Source organism: Myceligenerans pegani (genome assembly GCF_014892515.1).
In the GTDB taxonomy this organism is placed as follows: domain Bacteria; phylum Actinomycetota; class Actinomycetes; order Actinomycetales; family Cellulomonadaceae; genus Myceligenerans; species Myceligenerans pegani.
Genome location: NZ_JADBGR010000056.1, coordinates 18,910 through 37,933, shown reverse-complemented (window position 1 = coordinate 37,933; position 19,024 = coordinate 18,910). Strand labels below are relative to the sequence as shown.

Genomic DNA, 19,024 nt, shown 5'->3' with positions numbered 1-19,024 from the left:
GCGGGATGGCTGTGATCTCCCAGCAGGGTGTGAACGTCGCCGTCGCGGGCGCGACCGGGCAGGTGGGCGCCGTGATGCTGCGGCTGCTCGCCGAACGTGACTTCCCGGTCCGGGAGCTGCGACTCTTCGCGTCGTCGCGGTCGGCCGGGCAGGAGCTGGAGTTCGCCGGCGTGCCGGTGGTCGTGGAGGACCTGGCGGGAACCGCCACCGAGGACCTCGCCGACATCGACATCGCGCTGTTCTCCGCCGGCGGCGGCACCTCACGGGAGCACGCGCCGCGGTTCGCCGAGGCGGGCGCCGTCGTGGTGGACAACTCGTCCGCGTGGCGCCTCGACCCCGAGGTGCCGCTCGTGGTGTCCGAGGTGAACCCGGAGGCGGTCAGCGAGGCGGCCAAGGGCATCATCGCGAATCCGAACTGCACCACGATGGCCGCGATGCCCGTGCTCAAGCCGCTGGCCGATGCCGCCGGACTCGAACGCCTCAAGGTCGCGACCTACCAGGCGGTGTCCGGGTCGGGCCTGGCCGGCGTGGCCGAGCTGGCCGGCCAGTTGCGGGCCGGGGTCACGGCCGGCGAGCCGGGCGTCGAGGGCCTCGTGCACGACGGCGGCGCGGTGGAGCTCCCGAGCCCGAAGGCCTACGTGGCGCCGATCGCGTTCAACGTGCTCCCGCTGGCCGGGAACCTCGTGGACGACGGCTCCGGCGAGACCGACGAGGAGCAGAAGCTCCGCAACGAGTCGCGCAAGATCCTCGGCCTGCCGGACCTGGCCGTCGCCGGGACGTGTGTGCGGGTCCCGGTCTTCACCGGCCACTCGCTCGCGATCCACGCGGAGTTCGCGGAGCCCATCACGCCCGAGCGGGCGCGCGAGCTGCTCGACGGCGCGCCCGGCGTGGCCTTCGCGGATGTGCCGACGCCGCTCGCGGCGGCCGGGGCGGATCCCTCGTTCGTCGGGCGGATCCGTGTCGACCAGTCGGTGCCGGGCGGGCGCGGGCTGGTGCTGTTCGTCTCGAACGACAACCTGCGCAAGGGCGCCGCGCTGAACACTGTGCAGATCGCGGAACTGGTGGCGCAGGACCTCGCGGAGCTGAGGACGCTGGACGCGGCCGAGGCCTAGACCGGTCGGCTTCCCGGCCCGTCCCACCCGACGCCGGGGCGGCAGGTTCCACACGGGACCTGCCGCCCCGGCGTTTCTTGTCCGGGTTGCGCGCACGGCCCTGACTGTGGTTCATTGCTCATGTAATGGACCACTGAACCGACTAACCTGAGAGGAGGGCAGCCCGTGTTCGACGGTCCGGAGCCGATCTACCTCCAGATCGCGCAGATGATCCGCGCGCAGGTGCTCTCCGGTGAGCTCCAGGAGGAGGACCAGGTCATGTCCACCACACAGTTCGCCACGACGTTTCGCATCAACCCGGCTACCGCGCAGAAGGCGTTCGGCCAGCTCGTCGAGGAGAAGGTGCTGTACAAGCGCCGAGGGCTGGGGATGTTCGTCGCGCCCGGCGCCCGGGACCGGCTCCAGGCGGAGCACCGCGCACGGTACTTCGACGAGGTTCTGGCACCGGCCCTCGCACAGGCGGCACTCCTCGACATCTCCGCCGACGACATCGTGGCCTACGTTCGCGGCCACAGGCCCGCCGGCGGATCGTCCGCGGCGTGGGAGGAGACCTCATGAACCCGCTTCCTCCGTTCACCGCGCGATTCGACGACGTCGAGGTCACCTTTCCTCGCTCCTGGGAGATGGGGGAGAACGGGGTCGCGCGCCGCGTCTCCGGCAGCGTGGCCCTCGAGAACATCACCTGCGAGTTCCCCGCCGGTCAGATCACCGGCCTGCTGGGCCGCAACGGTGCCGGCAAGTCCACGATGCTGAGCCTGCTCGCGGCCTTCCGCCGCCCGACGCGCGGCGCCGTCCTCGTGGGACCCGACGGCGACCTGCGCGACCCGTGGGAGGACGCCGCCCTGACGTCGGCGGTGCTCGTCGTCCAGGAGGGCGGCGACGTGCTGCAGGACGAGAAGGTCGAGGCCACGTTCTCCTACTACGCGGACCTGCGGCCCGACTGGGACCCGGAGTACGCGCGCGAACTGCTCGACCTCTTCGAGGTGCCGCTGCGGAAGAAGGCGTCGGTGTTGTCCCGGGGCAAGCGGTCGGCCCTGGCAGCCACCCTCGGTCTCGCCGCGCGCGCACCGCTGACCGTCTTCGACGAGGTCTACCTCGGCATGGACGCCCCGACGCGGTTCGCGTTCTACGACGCGCTGCTGGCCGACTACGCCGAGCACCCGCGCACGATCGTCATGTCCAGCCACCTCGTGGAGGAGACGGAGCGGCTCTTCGAGAACGTCGTGCTGCTCGACCGCGGGCGCGTGGTGCTCGCCGAACCCGCCGACGACCTCCGCACCCGCGTCACCTCCCTGACCGGCCCCACGGCCGCCGTCGACCACCTCGCCGCGGGGCGCGACGTGCTGCACCGGCAGCACCTCGGCCCCACCACGCGCGTCACGGTGCACGGCCCGTTGTCCGACGACGACGCCCGCGCCGCGGCAGCCGCCGGAGTGACGATCGGTCACGAGGGACTGGAAGGCCTCCTCATCCACCTGACGCGGAGTTCCCGCGAGGGCACGGGCGACGGAGGAACGACGGCCGGGAGACCACTGGCCGGGAAGGAGAGCCACCGATGAGCACCCTCGCACAGACCCTGGACGCGCGTCGCGCCGCGGCCGACCGGAGCGCGGTCCGCACCGTGGCCAAGCACATCGGGGGCGTGCTGGTCGGTGTCGGCGCCTGGTACTGGCCGATCATCGTGCTGGCCGCCGCGATCATCGCGCTGATCCAGCAGCGGTTCGACGCCCTGGACGGCAGCACCGTCCAGTATGTTGTCGGCAGCGCCCGCTGGTTCGCCTTCTCGCTGGGAGTGATCGTGCCTCTCGCCATGATCCGCCCGCACCTGGCGGCCGGGGGGACCCGGCGCGCCCTGTTCCGCGGGGTGGTGCGCGGCGCGGGACTCGCGGGCGCGTCGTTCGGTCTCGTCATCGCGTGCCTGTACGCGGCCGAGCAGGGTGTCTGGCGGCTGCTCGACCTGGACTGGCATCGCAGCCTCGGGCTCGACGAGAGCACCGGAGCCGTCGGATTCGCCGTGAACGCCGTGGGCGAGGGCCTGGTGGCCTTCACCTACTTCCTGCTCGGCGCCGCCGTGAGCGCCGGGTTCGTTCGGTTCGGACCGTGGCTGGGCCTGGTCGTCTGCCTCAGCCTCGGGATTCCCGCCGTCGTCGCCGACATCGCCCTGTACGCGGGGCCCGCCACCGCCCTGGCCCAACAGGTGCTCGGGTTGAGCGGGCCGCTGCCGGCACTGGCCGGCCTCCTCGTCGTGGTGGTGGCGGCCGCGGCGACATGCCTCGCCCTGCACCTCCTCCTGCGCAGCATCCCCGTCAAGCGAACCGTCTTCTGACGGGCAGCTCGCGAGACCTCCGACGAAAAGGAGAACCACCATGGCAGTCACCCGGTCGGTCGCCGAGAGCGCCACCGAGTCCGCCCCCGGCACGTCCGTCGTCGACGTCCGGAACCTCCGCAAGACCTACCCCGTGAAGGGCGGTCCCGAGAAGGTCGCCGTCGCCGACGTGTCCTTCCAGGTGCAACGCGGCGAGATCTTCGGGATCCTCGGCCCGAACGGGGCCGGGAAGACCACGACCGTCGAATGCCTCGCGGGCCTCCGGCGCACCGACGGCGGCACGGTCCGGCTGCTCGGGCGCGACCCACAGGCCGACCCGGCCTCCGTCCGCGAGGACGTCGGCGTCCAGCTCCAGGAGGCCGCGCTGCACGACCGCATCACCGTGGGTGAGGCGCTCGACGTGTTCGCCTCGTTCTACGAACGCCGCGCCGACCCGGCCGAGCTGATGGAGCTGCTCGACCTCACCGAGCACCGGAAGGTGCAGTTCGGAAAACTGTCGGGCGGCCAGAAGCAGCGCCTCTCCATCGCCCTCGCGCTCGTGGGCAAGCCGCAGGTGGCGATCCTCGACGAGCTCACCACGGGCCTCGACCCCGCTGCCCGCCGCGCCACGTGGGACCTCGTGGAGCGGGTCCGCGACTCCGGGGTCACGATCCTGCTGGTGACCCACTTCATGGACGAGGCCGAGCGGCTCTGCGACCGGCTGGTCGTGATCGACCGCGGCACCGTCGTCGCGCAGGGCACGCCCACGGAACTGACCGACAGCCTCGGCGGCGACCGCGGCGTCCGGCTCCGGTTCGCCGACGACGCCGGCCGCGGACGTGCCCTCGACCTGCTCACGGCGCTCGCCACGCGAGACGACGACGTGACGGGTGTCACGCCCGCGGGCGGCGAGATCGAGGTGACGGGCACCCGCAAGGTGCTGTTCGCCGTCGTCCGCGAACTCGCCGCGGCCGACGTCGTGCCCGACGACGTCCGCACCGTCACCCACACCCTGGAGGACGTCTTCGTGCACGTGACCGGCCGGGAGTACCGCGCCGACGACGACGCCGACGACAACGAGAACGAGGAGGCGGCATGAACACCGGACCCCTGCTGACGACCGAGACGAAGGTGTGGCTGCGCGACCCCGCCGCCGTGTTCTTCGCGCTCGTGTTCCCCGCGCTGCTCCTCGTCGGGCTCGGGCTCGTGATCCCGGACTTCCGGAACCCCATGGAGGATCCCGGCCTGCCCTGGGACTCGGCGCCGAACGTGACCGTGTGGCTGCCGACCATGCTGGCCCTGGCCGTCGCGACCATCTCCCTGACGACGATGCCCGTGCAGTTCGCCACCTTCCGGGAGAAGGGCGTGCTGCGCCGGCTCGCGACCACACCGATGCCACCGCGCAACCTCATCGGGGCGCACCTGGTGATCAACGTCGTGGCGCTGCTCGTGGCCGCGTCGGCGGCCGTCGTCGGGGGGATGACCATCCTCGACGTCCCGTTCGCGGTGAACCCCCTCGTGGTGCTGCTCTGCTTCGTGCTCGCCACCACGGCGATGTTCTCGCTCGGGCTGCTCGTCGCGGCGCGCGCCGACCGCGCGAGCGCGGCGTCGGGCATCGGCATGCTGATCTACTTCCCCAGCCTGCTGTTCTCCGGGGTGTGGGTGCCGATTCCCGTGATGCCCGAGTGGATGGCGCAGATCGCGAAGTACACGCCCATCGGTGCGGCGTCACAGGGCATGCTGGCCGGCTGGTTCGGCGACGACTTCCCGCTGACGCAGGTGCTCGTCATGGCGGCCTGGACCGCGGTGCTGTTCCCGCTCGGGGTGAAGCTGTTCCGCTGGACGTGACACCGGATCATCCACCGGCCCCGCTACGCTGGCCGCCGGATGAATGCGAGGAAGGAGCGGGATGCGTAGGGTGGCGGAGTTCGCCGGGCGATGGTTCGCCGTGCTCGTGGTCCTCGGGGGAGTCGCCGGGCTGCTCGCGCCGGCGGCGATGGCACCCGTCGCCCAGCACATCCCGCTCTTCCTCGGGATCATCATGTTCGGCATGGGGCTCACCCTGCGGGGGCGCGATTTCGCGCTCGTCGCGCGGCGGCCGTGGGCGGTGCTGATCGGCGTCGTCGCGCAGTTCGTCGTCATGCCGCTGGCCGCGTGGGCCGTGGGCGGGCTGTTCGGGCTCACCGGCATGGCGCTGCTCGGCATGATCCTGGTCGGCGCCGCACCGGGCGGGACGGCATCGAACGTCATCGTCCACCTCGGCAAGGGCGACACCGCGCTGTCCGTCACCATGACCGCGGTCTCCACCCTGCTGGCCCCGCTCGTCACGCCCGCCCTCATCCTCTGGCTCGCCGACGAGACCCTCGACATCGCGTTCGGTGACCTGTTCGTCTCCATCGTGCAGGTCGTGCTCGTCCCCGTCCTGGCCGGGCTCGTGCTGCGGGCCGTCGCGGGCCGCTTCGTGGAGCGACTGCTGCCCTACCTGCCGCTCGTGTCGGTGACCGGCATCGTCGTGGTCGTCGCGGGCATCGTCGCCGCCAACGCCGAGACCGTCCTCGGCACCGGGCTGCTGGTGGCGCTCGCCGTCGTCGTCCACAACCTGTTCGGCCTGGCGCTCGGGTACGGCGCCGCGAAGGTGGCGCGGCTCGACCGAGCCGCGCGGCGGGCCGTGAGCATCGAGGTCGGCATGCAGAACTCCGGCCTGGCGGCCTCGCTCGCCGCCACGCACTTCACGCCCGCCGCAGCGCTGCCGGCGGCCCTGTTCTCCGTCTGGCACAACCTGTCCGGCTCGGCGCTGGCCACGTTGTGGGCCCGGCGCAGCGGCGTGCGCGGGTAGCCGGCGCCGGGATCGGGCGGCGGGATCATGCGCCGGGGCGTGCCCCCGCTTCGCAGTCATGGCGGCGCCGGTCCGCCGCCACCCTCTAGGCTTCCGTCATGAAGCCGTTCCTGCTCCTGGCGACTCGTGCCGAGGACGAGGCCGCCGACGCCGAGTACCAGGCGTTCCTGGACTACGGCGGCCTCGCCCCCGAAGAGCTGCGCCGCGTCCGGATGGAGTCCCGGTCGCTGGGTGAGGTGCACCTCGACGACTACTCCGGGGTCATCACCGGGGGAGGGCCGTTCAACTACTCCGACGCGCCCGTGCTGAAGACCCCGGTGCAACGGCGCGTGGAGTCGGAGATCTTCACCCTGCTCGACGAGGCCGTCGAGCGGGACTTCCCGTTCTTCGGCGCCTGCTACGGCGTCGGGACGCTCGGGGCCCACCGCGGCGCCGAGATCGACCGGACCTTCGGCGAGCCACCCGGACCCGTCTCGATCGAGCTCCAGCCCGCCGCGGCCGACGACCCGCTGCTCGCCGGGATGCCGGAGTCGTTCGCCGCGTACGTGGGACACAAGGAGGCCGTGCGCAAGCTGCCCGACGACGCCGTCCTGCTGGCCTCCTCCGCGGGCTGCCCCGTGCAGATGTTCCGCGTGAAGCAGAACCTGTACGCCACGCAGTTCCACCCCGAGCTCGACTTTCCCGGCATCCGCCTGCGCATCCAGGTGTACAAGAGCTACGGCTACTTCCCGGCCGACGAGGCCGAGGCCGTCACCGAGCGGTCCCGCGCGGTCGAGGTGAAGCATCCGATGCGGATACTGCGGAACTTCGTGGAGCGGTACGCGCGGGACTGACGGCGCCGCCGACGTCGCCTCCATGGCGGACTTGCGACCAGAGCCGCGACCAGGAGGTCGGCGCGGCCAGGAGGCTGGCGCGGGCCGCTCTCGACGGATGCGCGCGAGGCGGGTGTTCGCGGTGCCGACCTCCTGGTCGTGACGCCGATTGTCGTGACGCCGACCGTGTGGTCAGTCCCCGTCAGGCCGCCCGGCGCTCGCGGACGGACTTGGCCAGCACGCTCAGCAGCTCCTCCGTGGTGTTCCAGTCCATGCACTTGTCGGTGACGGACTTGCCGTAGGTGAGGGTGTCGAGCGGGCCGGGCTTCTGGGCGCCGGCCTCGAGGAAGGATTCCAGCATGAGGCCGGTGATGCCCTGCTCGCCGCCGGCCAGGCGGGCGGCGATCTCCCGCACGACCTCGGCCTGGCGCACGTGGTCCTTGCCGGAGTTGCCGTGGCTGGCGTCCACGATCACGCCCGTCTCCACCGCGCCACCCAGACCGGAGGTGCGCGCCACGCCCAGTGCGGCGGCCACGTCGGGCGCGTGGTAGTTCGGCCCGCCGCGTCCCCCGCGCAGGATCACGTGGCAATCCGGATTCCCCGCGGTCTCCACCGCCGCGGCGCGACCTTCGGCGTCCATCCCGAAGAACGTGTGCTCGCTGGCGGCGGTGATGCAGCCGTCCACCGCGATCTGCACGTCCCCGTCGGTCGCGTTCTTGAAGCCCACGGGCATCGACAGGCCCGATGCCAGCTGCCGGTGCACCTGCGACTCCGCGTTGCGGGCGCCGATCGCCCCCCACGTGACCGCATCGGCGATGTACTGCGGGCTGGTCGGCTCCAGGAACTCGCACGCCGCCGGCACCCCGGCATCCAGCACTCCCAGCAGCACCTGGCGCGCGAGCCGCAGGCCGTGGTGCACGTCGTGGGAGCCGTCCAGGTGCGGGTCGTTGATCAGGCCCTTCCAGCCCACCGTGGTGCGCGGCTTCTCGAAGTAGACGCGCATCACGACCACGAGGTCGTCCGCCAGCTCGCGCGCCACCGTGGACAGCCGGCCCGCGTACTCCAAAGCGGCGGCCGGGTCGTGCACGCTGCACGGACCCACGATCGCCAGCAGGCGGTCGTCCTCGCCCGTCAGCACGTCCCGCACCTCCCGCCGCGACGTGGCCACCAGGTCGCCGCGCCGGGTGCCGAGCGGCATCTCCGCCAGCACGTCGCGCGGCGCGGGCAACGGATCGAGCGCGCGGACGCGCAGGTCGGAGGTGCGGGCCTGGACCTCGGCCGCGGCGGCCGACGTCGCGGGGACGGCAGTGCCAGGGGACGTGGTGTCGGAGGTGGTGCCGGTCGCTGCGTCGGGAACGGCGTCGGACGACGGGTCGGTGCTGGGCTGGGTGGTCGGCGTGCTCATCGGATCGATGCTCCTGGTGATCGGTGAGGCTCGGCTGTGCGTGGACTCATGCTGTGTCCAGGCGGGTGCCGCCACCGCCTCGTGATCCGGAGCGGCCCGTCTGGAATGACGAAGGGCCCGGACACGGTCCGTGTCCTAGGCCCTGGTGGCTCCGGGTGGATGTGGTCAGGCGCGAACGCGCCGGGCTCCACCAGGAGCCGACGTAAAGCGCCAATACCAACGGATGTTCACAGGGAGGAACTTAGCCTCAGCGCGCTCGCGCGTCCAGCGATGCTCGGTATGTGGTTCGTCACGCGAGGTTCGTCATGGCGGCGGCGAGCACGTAGAGCGCGGCCAGCGCGCATACGAGCGTCACGGCTCGCCTGCCACTCGGGTTCATGGACCCGAATAGTGCCAGACATTACGCCGTGGGCGAAAGGTCGGGTGCCGGTCAGGACGCCGCGAAGTTCTCCAGTTCCTCGCGGGGGATCCGGCGGCCCCCGAGGATCAGCTCCTTGATCCGGTCCATCTGTTCCCAGATGTTCACGGCCATGCCGGCCAGCACGTACCCGTCCCGGACCCAGAAGGCGACGAGCTCACGCTTCCGGACCGACCCGGCCACGACGACGTCGTCGTACTCCCTTCCCGCCTCGACCCAGCCGAGGTACTCCATGCCGAGGTCGTACTGGTCGGAGAAGAAGAACGGCAGGTTGTCGTACGGGGTGTCCGCGCCGAGCATCGCGCGGGCGGCGTGCCCCCCGCCGTCGTTGGCGGCGGCCCAGTGCTCGACGCGGAGCGGCCGGCCGTAGTGCGGCGAGGGGATGCTCGCGACGTCGCCCGCGGCGAAGACGTCCGGGTGGGAGGTGCGGAGCGTGCCGTCGACGGCGATACCGCCGCCCTGTCCGGCCGGCCGCAGGTCGAGCCCCGCGGCCTCCGCGAGCCCGACGTTCGGCGTCGCGCCGACGCCGATGACGACGATGTCGGCGTCGACCTCGGTCTCGTCGTCCAGCTCGACGGCGACCACACGGGACTCCGAGCCGACGAGGCGTACCGCCGAGGTCTCCCGGATCAGACGCGTGCCGTGCTCGGCGTGCAGATCGGCGAAGAGCTCGGCCATCTCCGGTCCGAGCACCGGGACGAGCGGTGCGCTGTTCTGCCCGAGCACGGTGACGTCGAGGCCGAGCGAACGGGCCGACGCCGCGACCTCGAGTCCGATCCAGCCGTCACCGACGACGGCGACCCGGCCCGCCCCTTCGAGCGAGCAGTCGAGGATGACGCGGGAGAGGCGGTCGGCGTCGTCGAGCGTGCGCAGGTAGTGCACGCCCGACAGGTCCGTGCCAGGGGCGTCGAGCGGCCGGGGCGAGGAGCCGGTGGCGAGCAGGCACCGGGAGTACCGGAGGGTGGCGCCGTCGGCGAACGTGAGGAGGTGGTCGGCGACATCGAGGCCGACGGCGAGCGTGGCCGTCCGCACCTCGACGCCGTGCCTGTCGTACCAGTCGTCCGCGAGCGGGAACACGACGTCACGCTCGGACTCGGCGCGGAGGAAGTCCTTGCTCAGCGGCGGGCGCTCGTACGGGTGATGGGCCTCGGCGGTGACGACGACGACATCGCCGTCGTACCCCTCGGCGCGGAGCGTCTCGGCCGCACGGGCGCTGGCCAGGCCGCCTCCGACCAGGACGATCGGTTCCATCACGGGCCTCCAGGTGTTACGGGGGACGAATGCGTCCAGGCTCTCACGGCGGGAGTGCGGGTGCGGCGCGAGTTCGCCCGTCGCATCCGGGCAAGAACGCTGTCGCCAGGAGATCGTCCGGCGTCCATGCGCGTACCACCGCTCGGCCGTCCTGCCCTTCATAGGTTCGGCACAGCGCCCTGGCAGACGGCACATGGAGACGAATCAGAGAGTGAGTGCACACCACGACGGAACACGAGGAGTCACCATGAAGATCCGTACCAAGATCACCGCCCTTTCGCTCGCCGTCCTGCTGCCGCTCCTGGCCGCATGCACCACCGGTACCGACGACGACGCCACGTCGACGGGTTCGGAAGCCGCGGTCGAGAACGTGGCGGACAGCTCGGAGGGCGGGACGACGACGGAAGCCGCCGAGGCGTCCGAGGGCACGCCGGCCGGCGAGGCGCCGGAGGGGATGGAGGGCGGTCCGGGGATGGTCGATCTGGAGTCGGTCACCACCGAGGACGCGGTGATCTCGATGATCCAGAGCGCGTACGGCGACGCGTCGCTCGGGCTGCACCGCGGCCACCAGCCGGTCGAGGAGACCCTGATCGAGGTGCTCGGCATCACGCACGACGAGATGCACGTCCGCATGGAGGAACAGGGCCAGAACCTGGCCTCGATCGCGACCGACCTGGGCATCGACCCGCAGACCCTCATCGATGCGCTGGTCGACTCGTGGAGCGCGCCGATCGAGGACATGGTCGCCGACGGCACCATCACCGAGGAGGAGGGAGAGGAGTACCTCGCGGCGCTGGAGGAGGCGTTCACCTTCCGGGTCACCTGGGACGGCGAGGAGGAGACGCCGACCTTCGACGGGCTTGTCTCCTGATCGGGTTCGGACAAGGACGAACAGAGGCGACCCGATGAAGAACCCACCGATCCGACGCGTGACCGCCGCCTTCGCGGCGGCGGTCACCGCCGTGCTCGCGACCCTGCTCCCGACGACCGCGGCAGCCCACAGCCTCACCAGCAGCACCATCTCGGTGCGCACCGCCGAGGACGGCGCCGACGCCACCGTCTCGGTGGCGGCCCAGACCCTGGAGGACGCCATCGGCACCCTGGACGCGAACGCCGTCGTCGACTACCTCGACGAGCATCTGGCCGTCACCGGCGCCGACGGCGCCGAGTGGGGCGAGACCTGGGGCGATGTCACGTACGAGACGGTCGAGGGGATCGAGTCCGTCAGCGTGGACGTCGCCTTCGACACCGGCGGCGCCGACGGAAGCGACCTGGTGCTGTCGTACGACGGGATCATCGAGGCCGACAGCGGCCACGAGGCCGTCGTCGTCCTCACCGACGCCGCCGGCGACGTCTCCACGGCCGGCGTCATCACCGGCTCCGAGCCGAGCGTCGCGATCGGCGACGCGTCCCTCGACGTCGCATCGACCTCCTCCGCCGGCGTGCTCGACATGATCGGCTACGGCTTCCACCACGTGCTGGAGGGCGCGGACCACCTGCTGTTCCTCGTCACGCTGCTGCTCGTCGCGCCCATGGTCGCCGTGGCGGGGCGATGGCGACCGCGCGCTGGGGCCGGCGGGACGGTCAAGGGCCTACTGGCCGTGGTCACGGCGTTCACCGTGGGGCACACGATCACTCTGATCGCGGCGGCGACGGGCTGGGTGTCGTTCCCGTCGGGGCCGATCGAGGTGCTGGTGGGCGCGTCGATCGGCGTGGCGGGGATCCACGCGATCCGGCCGCTGGTGCACCAGGGCGAGGCGCTCGTCGCGGGCGGGTTCGGCCTGGTCCACGGCCTGGCGTTCGCGGGGATCCTGGCCGACCTCGGGCTGTCCGGGTCGACGTCGGTGCTCAATCTGCTGGCGTTCAACCTGGGCGTGGAGCTCTCGCAGCTTGCCGTCGTCGTGCTTGTCTTCCCGTCGCTGTGGGTACTGGCCCGCTCCAGCTGGTCGACGCCGGTCCGGCTGAGCGGCGCGTCGGTGGCGCTCGTCATGGCGGCCGCCTGGGTCCTGGACCGGCTCGGAGTCCTCGCCAACCCGCTCGCCGGCGTCGAGACGGCGGTGGTCGCGCACCCGTGGATGGTGGCACTCGGGCTGCTGGTGCTGGCCGGCGTCGCCTGGGCGGCGGACAGCCGTCGGCCCGCGGACGGACGGCTGGGCGGCGGGCGGGCCCGTGAGGTCGTCATTCAGGAATAGCCGCCCCGGAGACGCGAAAAAGCTCTCTGACCATGCGCTGCCGCTGGTCAGAGAGCCTTTCCATGGGTCGGGGTGACAGGATTTGAAGCTGTCACCCGGCGCTTTGTTGCCTGCCGCCGGATCTGTCATATTGTGCTCTGACCTGCAATGTCACGCCGGAGGCTAGGTGACAGGAATGGCCACAGTAACCCCCTGGGGTAACCTTGTGGTGCACGTATGGAGCACGCGAGAAGGGGAGTCCGATGGTCGAAGAGCGTCGGTCCTGGGGGAAGTTGCGCAAGCTGCCGTCGGGGCGGTGGCAGGCCAAGTACCCCGACCCGAGGGGCGTCCTGGACAAGACGGGGCGTACCCGCTACCTGAACGCTCCGCACACGTTCTCGGCGAAGATCGATGGAGAGACGTGGCTGGCTGACCAGCGTCGCAAGATCGAGTTGGGCGTGTGGTCCGCCGAGCCGCCCAAGCCGAAGGGCGCGCCGATCACGTTCGGCGAGTATGCCGAGAAGTGGTTCGCGGGCCGTGAGCTGGCGACGCGCACGCGCAAGCTCTACCGGGGCATCCTGGACAACCATCTGCTGCCGGAGTTCGGTGGCCGCGCGCTGGCTGACATCACGGCGGGCGAGGTCAGCGCATGGGAGGTCCGGCTGCGGAACGGTCTTGCCGCTGCGGCGCGCGAGGCTCATGCCGCGCAGGTTGCCAGAGCGGTCGCCGCCGCCGAGCGCCGCGCGGCCCGGAGCCGCCGTTCCTTGTCCGACGCCGAGCGTGAGGCGGTCATCAAGTCCGTCGGCAAGCCGAAGACCGGGCGTACCCGAGCCGCGCACGTGTATGCCCTGGCCGCGGCGATCTTCAACACGGCCGTGCGCGAGGATCTGCTCCCTGCCTCGCCGTGCCGGGTCAAGGGTGCGACGAGCGTCAAGCGGGCCAAGGAGCCGCCAGCGCTCGAACCGGCCGAGCTGGCCGCGCTGGCCGATGCGATGCCGCCCAGGCTGCGCGCTTTCGTCCTGCTCGCCGGGTGGGGCACGCCGCGTCTTGGCGAGCTGCGGGACTTGCGCAATGCGGACCTGGAACTCGACCCGGAGGCCGGGACGGGCCTGGTGCGCATCCATCACCAGGTGCAGCACATCGGCGGCGGCGAGTACGAGGTCAGCGACCCGAAGACCGAAGCAGGAAAACGTGCCGTGCACCTGCCCACCGTCGCCGTTCGAGCCCTCGACAAACACATCAAGGACGGGCACGCCGCACCCGGCCCCGACGGACGAGTCTTCCCCAGCCCCAAGGACCCGACCAAACCGATGGGCTACTCGCCGCTGTGGCGCGCGCTGAAGGCAGCGGGCAAGAAGATCGGCCACCCCGACATGACCATCCACGCGCTACGACACACGTCGTTGACACTCGCCGCGCGCACCGGGGCAACTGCGGCCGAGCTGATGCTGCGCGGCGGGCACGTCTCGCTCGCCGCCGCGCTGCGCTACCAGCACGCGGCAGCAACCCGCGACGCCGCGATCGCCGCCAAGCTGAACGGATTCCACGACGGGTGACGCGACCACGGATAACACGTGGGGATCGGGCCGGCCCGGCGCCGGTCAGTCGGACCTCCGCCAGCCGGTCTCGTCGAGGAAGGTGCGGGCGGCGACCGTTTCCCATGCCTGACCGACCTCGTCGTCCAGGTCGAGGTAGTCGAAGTGGGTCAGCAGGAGTACTCCGTCGACGTGGCGCATGATCTGGTGCCGGTCGCCGTGGTTGAGGAGTGCCGCGTAGACGTGGGCGCGCACCCGGGGGTCGAAGAGCGAGAGCGATCCCGTTCCTCGTAGTCCGGGGACTTGGTGGGCTGGGATGTGGCGGAAGGCTCTGCCGGGTTCGAGTCGCCAGAGCCGGTCGGGGACCCAGAAAGTTCCGCCGCCGGGCCGGATGTGCCGGGTCCAGGCGATGGCGGGCACGATGTCCAGCCGATGCCCGGTAGCGGCCAGGATGCGTCCGACGACAGCCAGTGTGGGGGACTTCGTGCCGCGCTCGTAGGCCGACAGCGTCGGCTGCGACGTGCCCGACCGGGCCGCCAGCAGAGCCTGCGACATTCCCCGTTCGCGGCGCGCCCGCGCGATCAAAGAATCCACGACCCCGACGATATTCGATCAGATCTCGCCCAGCAGGACACGACCATTTTGGCCGTGTTTATGACCAGATTCGATCGGATCTATTGCGGATTCGTCGATTTGGTCTCTCACCTGGGATGACACACGGCTTCCACCGATATGCCGGAGTCGCTTGTGGGCGATATTCGACTGATTCGTGCTGCGTCCTGACGGCAGTCGCTACGCACCTTCCCTCTGCCCTGCAAACCCTGCCGGGCAGAAAGGACGCGGGCGAAATGAGCATAGCCGGATGCCTGGGTGTCGAACACGAGAACACGACCACGATGAGAGGAGCGCGGCAGCGCTGGCCGGCATGGCGCAGGCAGGAGCCCGACCTGCCTCCGGTCGCCGAACTCGACGGCTTGCGCACATGGATGGACCGCGCCGAACCGGCCGACCGGGACCTGTGTCTCGGCACGCTGGTCCGCATCGGACTACGCGACCAGGCGGCCACGAACGTGGTGACCTGGCTACTCCTGCCCGGCGCAATCCGCGAGGTATCCCGGCTGGGGGACGTCTCGGGGGACATCGACGCGATCTATGCCGGGAACCTGTGGATCGCGGCCCGAACCTTCAACTGGCGCCGCCCGCACAAGGTCGCTGCCGCGATCCTGGGCACCGCGCGACGCGAGACAATGGCCGAGCTCGGCATCGGGCAGCCCGCACGGCGCCGCGACCGAACATGGATCGTGACGGCACCCGTCGAGACCGTGCCGGAGCCCGGACAGCCCCTCTCACGTAACGAGGCACTAGCGGCTGCGGCTGAACTTCGCGAAGTGCTCGACGACGCTCACGCCGCCGGCATCGCCGACGACGACGAACTAGGGCTCCTCGCCGAACTCGGGATCACCGCCGACACACTCGACGCGCCCGCGAAACGAGGCCGAGGCGGGCTGACCACGCCGACGGTCGCTAAACAGGTCGCGGCACGACTGGGAATCTCGGTACGCACAGTCCGGCGACGGGCCAGCCAGATCACCGACCGGATCGCGGAGCACCAGCGGACGTCCGATTCCGGCTGAAATCTCAGTCAGTGATGTCCGTGGTGGTGGATCTAACAGCAGCTCTCATAGGGTGATGCTCGTGACCCCTGGATGCTTCACCACCTACCGCAAGGAGTCGAACCCACTGTCGAGATACCTCGACCATCACGTGGGAAACCGCGCCCTCCTGGCGATCGGCGCCCTCGCCGAATCGGAAATCGACCTGCCGGACGATGTCATCCTCGAACGGGTGCTAGGCGATCTCACCGTGGAGCCTCCAGCGTTCAGCGGCGAGGTCGAGATGGGCGCGTTCAAGCAGTTCCAGGGGCCATCGCTCGAGATCGGGCCGTCAACGAAGACGGATGCGCATGTCCAGATGATCGCCTTCGGAGTCGTGGGTGACGCTTCGCTTCTCCTGACCTGGCCGGATGCGGCTGATGACGTCGAGCCCATCGATCCGTTCGACGGTGATGGGTGGGCACACCCGCTCGTCAGCGATGACTACGACGAGCAGGACGCGATGCGGCGATTCGAGTTTCGAGCGGCGCAGGAGCGATTCACAGTCGGCGAACACCGGGACGTGCCGTGCTTGTGGTTCCGGCTGCACATCGACCCGAGGACCTATCACGAGGGCTTCGATCACTCCGCCCACAAGAGCTTCGTCGACGAGCAGATCGCCCGGGTCCGACCGATCGTCGATCGCATCGCAAGCCAGATCAACGAGTACCGGCAGACGACGTTGCCTGCCAAGGTGGTGTCGGCCCTCGAACGACGCCGGTCCGAGGCACGGAACCGCGAAGCCTTCGAGAATGCACTCTCATGGCCGCTCGGATTCCCCAGGGCGACACTGGAGGTCGACCTCCAGACAGCCGAAGCGGGTGCGCCGCCCGCCGAGCCAGCAGCACTCCAACTCCTGCCGCGCGGCCTGACCGACACCACGTTTGCAGACATCGTGGTGGCCGTTCGCCGATGGGCGAACGGTGCACAGCGCTATCCCAGGTCCTTCCATCGGCCTCAGCGTGCGTACGAGGACTGGATCACGGACCAGATCTGCATCGCGCTCAACATGCTGAGCGCCGGTGGTGCGGATCGTGAGGTCTTCCGGCACGTCGGAAAGACCGACATCACCGTCCGGATGAAGGACACGGACCGCGGCACTGGCGAAGAAGTTGTGTTCGTTTGCGAGTGCAAGTGGTGGGGCGGGGAGGCACGCGTTCGCGACGATCTCGACCAGTTGCTCGGCTACCTGGGCCAGCGCCATACCACTGGCATGTTGATCTATTTTGTCGCAAATGAGGACCTTGAGGCGGTGGAGGGGAACGCTATCCGCGCGCTGACCGCACACGATGCCTACATCGAACGCGTCGGCGAGCATGCCAGCTGGCCCGTGCTCCGGTTCCAGCAAGAAGGCCGTCGCGCTGACGTGTGTGTCGCGTTCGTTCATCTGCACTACGCGTCTGCACTACGCGCGGCAGATGACGCCGCCGAGGGCTTCGAAACGGAAGAATAGACCATCCAGCAGGTGTAGATCGGGCTTGGGGCAGCAAGGCCGCCGAGTGCTTCCTTGATAGTGGGTCGGCGGCCGCGGCGCTGGCTTCGTCGGTGCCACCGGGACCACGGAGTGATTCGCGCCGTAGCCCAGGTTGGCCTCCGGGCCGGTGGACCAGATGCCCCGGGCGCAGGAGCCCGCCGGGTGGACGGGATTGAGTAGGCGGTAGCAGGGCGCCATCCTCGACGGCCGATCACTCGAACGTCGGGTCGCTCCTGCCGAACTCGGCATGCTGCCCGTACCGTAACGGTATGTCCGAAGAAGCCGCTGCCACGCTGGCACAGATCATCCCCGTGTTCCTACTGGCGCTCACGGTCGATCGCCGTCTCTCCAAGCCCCGTTCGCGTGCGCATGACGTTTTCGTCTTCGCCGTGGTTGCCCTGCTCATATTCACGGAGGCGGGGATGGTCGCACTCGTGATTGAGCCGGGCCACTGGCTGGGGTGGTTCGCCTTCTGGGTCATTGGTCTCGCGCTGGCGGCAACGATAGCGCCACATGTAGCGCCACTCGCCCCCGGTCTCCCGACTGCCGCCGCCTTCGCCTCCCGCACACGGCAAAAGGTCATGGCGAAGATCGTCAAGGTTGCTCGTAGGCATGCACCCGAGAGGACGCCTGACCATGAGTAGCGGATCGCTTGGGGCTCCGAGTCAAGACTGGCAGCCAGTCGCTGTGGCTGCCGTTGCCCCAAAAGGGTGCGCCGCTCAGCCCTGCTTTCCTCAGCCGGACAGCATGGAACTGCGACGTTCGAGGCAAGGATCACGCTCGACATGGCTCCACTGCGAAAGAGTTCCAGCCCTGGCCGCATGGCACCTATCGAATGCGAAACCCTCTACGCTGAAGACGCCCTGCCCCCTTGCGGTCGACTCATCGACGAAGACGTGTCGACCGGTCCGGGCAGTCCCAAATAATACGAACCTGGAGGACGAACGTGGTCGGAAACGAACTCCGAAAGTGGGATGAGATCCAAGAACGAACCTGGCCCACGCTGCTTATTGGCAACGGACTTAGCATGAATCTCTGGGACGGGTTCTGGTATAAGAACTTGTATGAGCAGGCGGACCTTACGGACTCTGCAAGCAGGGTGTTCGATGACCTGCGCACAACCAACTTCGAGGAAGTGCTTGCGGCAATCCACCATGCCCGCATCGTCGATGACGCCGTAGGGCTCCCTACTACGCTTATCGACAATGCGTACGCCGCCGTCCGGGACGCGCTGTTGAAGACTGTCAGCAGGGCACACGTCGACTGGGCCGGAGTTCCAGATTCCACCCACACGCTAATCGCTGAAGAGATAGCCAAGCACCGGTCTGTTTTCACGACCAACTACGACCTCTGTCTGTACTGGGCGCATATGCAGTCCGCCGCACTGCGATCCGCGAGCAATCAGGCAGAACTCAGGATCAAGGACTTCTTCTGGACAAAACCTGACTACACATTTGATGAGGATACGGCGAACCGCTGGTATCGAGACTGGACTGCGATCTACTATCTACACGGGGCTCTTCATCTTTGGCATGACGATCAGGGGCGCGACGGGAAGTGGAAAAATGACCCTCCTGGCGGATCGCTACTCGACGTGCTGCAACAGTACTCCCCCGAGTCTCGTCGACAGCCATTATTCGTAAGTGAAGGAACGCCTCGACAAAAGTTGAACACTATTGGAGCTTCTGAGTACCTCCGGTACTGCTATGACCACCTCTACGAAGATTCGTACGACACCATCGTGTTCGGCCACTCGTTGGCCGAACAGGACAATCATATCGTAGACGCCCTGAACGCAGGGCCGAGTCGCACGATCGCGGTTTCTATCCACCCGAGTGGAGACGCTAAGTCCGATGCAGCACTCGCTGCACGTATAGAACGGGACCTTGCTGCACACGAGGTTCTGTGTTTCGACTCTTCGACGCATCCCCTCGGCGATCTGGGGCTCAAGATCGAACCAATAGATATCGAGGCAATGATGGAATGGATCAGCAGGTGGAATATTTCGGAAGGAGATTCGGCGTAGTAAGCTGTTCGGGCCCGCCAGCCAACT

At 69.3% G+C, this 19,024-nt stretch carries 18 protein-coding genes; 15 read left to right on the top strand and 3 right to left on the bottom strand.

What is annotated here, in order from left to right; all coding sequences use genetic code 11:
* The first annotated feature begins 5 nt into the window (after positions 1–5).
* From IIE03_RS04960 to IIE03_RS04925, 8 genes are all read left to right on the top strand, one after another.
* On the top strand, positions 6–1,112 hold the full coding sequence (locus IIE03_RS04960; RefSeq protein ID WP_192861646.1) for an aspartate-semialdehyde dehydrogenase: 1,107 nt from the start codon (positions 6–8) through the stop codon (positions 1,110–1,112).
* Positions 1,113–1,277: 165 nt separating this feature from the next.
* Positions 1,278–1,670 (top strand): GntR family transcriptional regulator, encoded by a 393-nt coding sequence (locus tag IIE03_RS04955; protein WP_192861645.1) that lies wholly within the window; start codon positions 1,278–1,280, stop codon positions 1,668–1,670.
* On the top strand, positions 1,667–2,671 hold the full coding sequence (locus IIE03_RS04950) for an ATP-binding cassette domain-containing protein (RefSeq protein ID WP_192861644.1): 1,005 nt from the start codon (positions 1,667–1,669) through the stop codon (positions 2,669–2,671). Before IIE03_RS04955 ends, IIE03_RS04950 begins: the two co-directional genes overlap by 4 nt.
* A complete protein-coding gene (locus IIE03_RS04945) occupies positions 2,668–3,438 on the top strand; it encodes a hypothetical protein (RefSeq protein WP_192861643.1) in 771 nt (256 codons plus the stop codon). Before IIE03_RS04950 ends, IIE03_RS04945 begins: the two co-directional genes overlap by 4 nt.
* A gap of 40 nt (positions 3,439–3,478) precedes the next feature.
* Complete coding sequence (locus tag IIE03_RS04940; protein ID WP_192861642.1) at positions 3,479–4,516, top strand: ABC transporter ATP-binding protein; 1,038 nt, start codon at positions 3,479–3,481, stop codon at positions 4,514–4,516.
* A complete protein-coding gene (locus IIE03_RS04935; protein ID WP_192861641.1) occupies positions 4,513–5,265 on the top strand; it encodes an ABC transporter permease in 753 nt (250 codons plus the stop codon). Before IIE03_RS04940 ends, IIE03_RS04935 begins: the two co-directional genes overlap by 4 nt.
* Before the next feature lie 61 nt (positions 5,266–5,326).
* On the top strand, positions 5,327–6,253 hold the full coding sequence (locus IIE03_RS04930) for a bile acid:sodium symporter family protein (RefSeq protein ID WP_225997279.1): 927 nt from the start codon (positions 5,327–5,329) through the stop codon (positions 6,251–6,253).
* Positions 6,254–6,351: 98 nt separating this feature from the next.
* On the top strand, positions 6,352–7,086 hold the full coding sequence (locus IIE03_RS04925; protein ID WP_192861639.1) for a glutamine amidotransferase: 735 nt from the start codon (positions 6,352–6,354) through the stop codon (positions 7,084–7,086).
* 181 nt (positions 7,087–7,267) lie between these two features.
* Here IIE03_RS04925 and IIE03_RS04920 read toward each other — a convergent pair whose 3' ends face one another.
* Together IIE03_RS04920 and IIE03_RS04915 are read right to left on the bottom strand one after the other, a co-directional pair.
* A complete protein-coding gene (locus IIE03_RS04920; protein WP_192861638.1) occupies positions 7,268–8,470 on the bottom strand; it encodes a 3-deoxy-7-phosphoheptulonate synthase in 1,203 nt (400 codons plus the stop codon).
* A gap of 430 nt (positions 8,471–8,900) precedes the next feature.
* Complete coding sequence (locus IIE03_RS04915) at positions 8,901–10,139, bottom strand: NAD(P)/FAD-dependent oxidoreductase (RefSeq protein WP_192861637.1); 1,239 nt, start codon at positions 10,137–10,139, stop codon at positions 8,901–8,903.
* A gap of 247 nt (positions 10,140–10,386) precedes the next feature.
* Here IIE03_RS04915 and IIE03_RS04910 point away from each other — a divergent pair, with 247 nt between their 5' ends.
* The 3 genes from IIE03_RS04910 (at position 10,387) to IIE03_RS04900 (ending at position 13,866) form a co-directional block, all read left to right on the top strand.
* Positions 10,387–11,010 (top strand): hypothetical protein, encoded by a 624-nt coding sequence (locus tag IIE03_RS04910; RefSeq protein WP_192861636.1) that lies wholly within the window; start codon positions 10,387–10,389, stop codon positions 11,008–11,010.
* A 34-nt stretch (positions 11,011–11,044) separates the two neighbouring features.
* Positions 11,045–12,331, top strand: coding sequence for a HupE/UreJ family protein (locus tag IIE03_RS04905; protein ID WP_192861635.1), 1,287 nt, complete (start codon positions 11,045–11,047; stop codon positions 12,329–12,331).
* 272 nt (positions 12,332–12,603) lie between these two features.
* Positions 12,604–13,866, top strand: coding sequence for a tyrosine-type recombinase/integrase (locus tag IIE03_RS04900; RefSeq protein WP_192861634.1), 1,263 nt, complete (start codon positions 12,604–12,606; stop codon positions 13,864–13,866).
* 45 nt (positions 13,867–13,911) lie between these two features.
* Here the strand turns inward: IIE03_RS04900 and IIE03_RS04895 are convergent, their stop codons facing one another.
* A complete protein-coding gene (locus IIE03_RS04895; RefSeq protein WP_192861633.1) occupies positions 13,912–14,439 on the bottom strand; it encodes a helix-turn-helix domain-containing protein in 528 nt (175 codons plus the stop codon).
* Positions 14,440–14,555: 116 nt separating this feature from the next.
* On the opposite strand from IIE03_RS04895, the gene IIE03_RS04890 reads away from it, so the two are divergent.
* The 4 genes from IIE03_RS04890 to IIE03_RS04875 all read left to right on the top strand — a co-directional run bounded on the left by IIE03_RS04890 (position 14,556) and on the right by IIE03_RS04875 (position 18,997).
* Positions 14,556–15,479, top strand: a complete 924-nt coding sequence (locus IIE03_RS04890) for a hypothetical protein (protein ID WP_192861632.1) — start codon at positions 14,556–14,558, stop codon at positions 15,477–15,479.
* A 55-nt stretch (positions 15,480–15,534) separates the two neighbouring features.
* Positions 15,535–16,950, top strand: coding sequence for a hypothetical protein (locus IIE03_RS04885; protein WP_192861631.1), 1,416 nt, complete (start codon positions 15,535–15,537; stop codon positions 16,948–16,950).
* Positions 16,951–17,240: 290 nt separating this feature from the next.
* A complete protein-coding gene (locus IIE03_RS04880; RefSeq protein WP_192861630.1) occupies positions 17,241–17,615 on the top strand; it encodes a hypothetical protein in 375 nt (124 codons plus the stop codon).
* A gap of 302 nt (positions 17,616–17,917) precedes the next feature.
* Positions 17,918–18,997 (top strand): DUF4917 family protein, encoded by a 1,080-nt coding sequence (locus IIE03_RS04875; RefSeq protein ID WP_318842808.1) that lies wholly within the window; start codon positions 17,918–17,920, stop codon positions 18,995–18,997.
* Positions 18,998–19,024 lie beyond the last annotated feature (27 nt).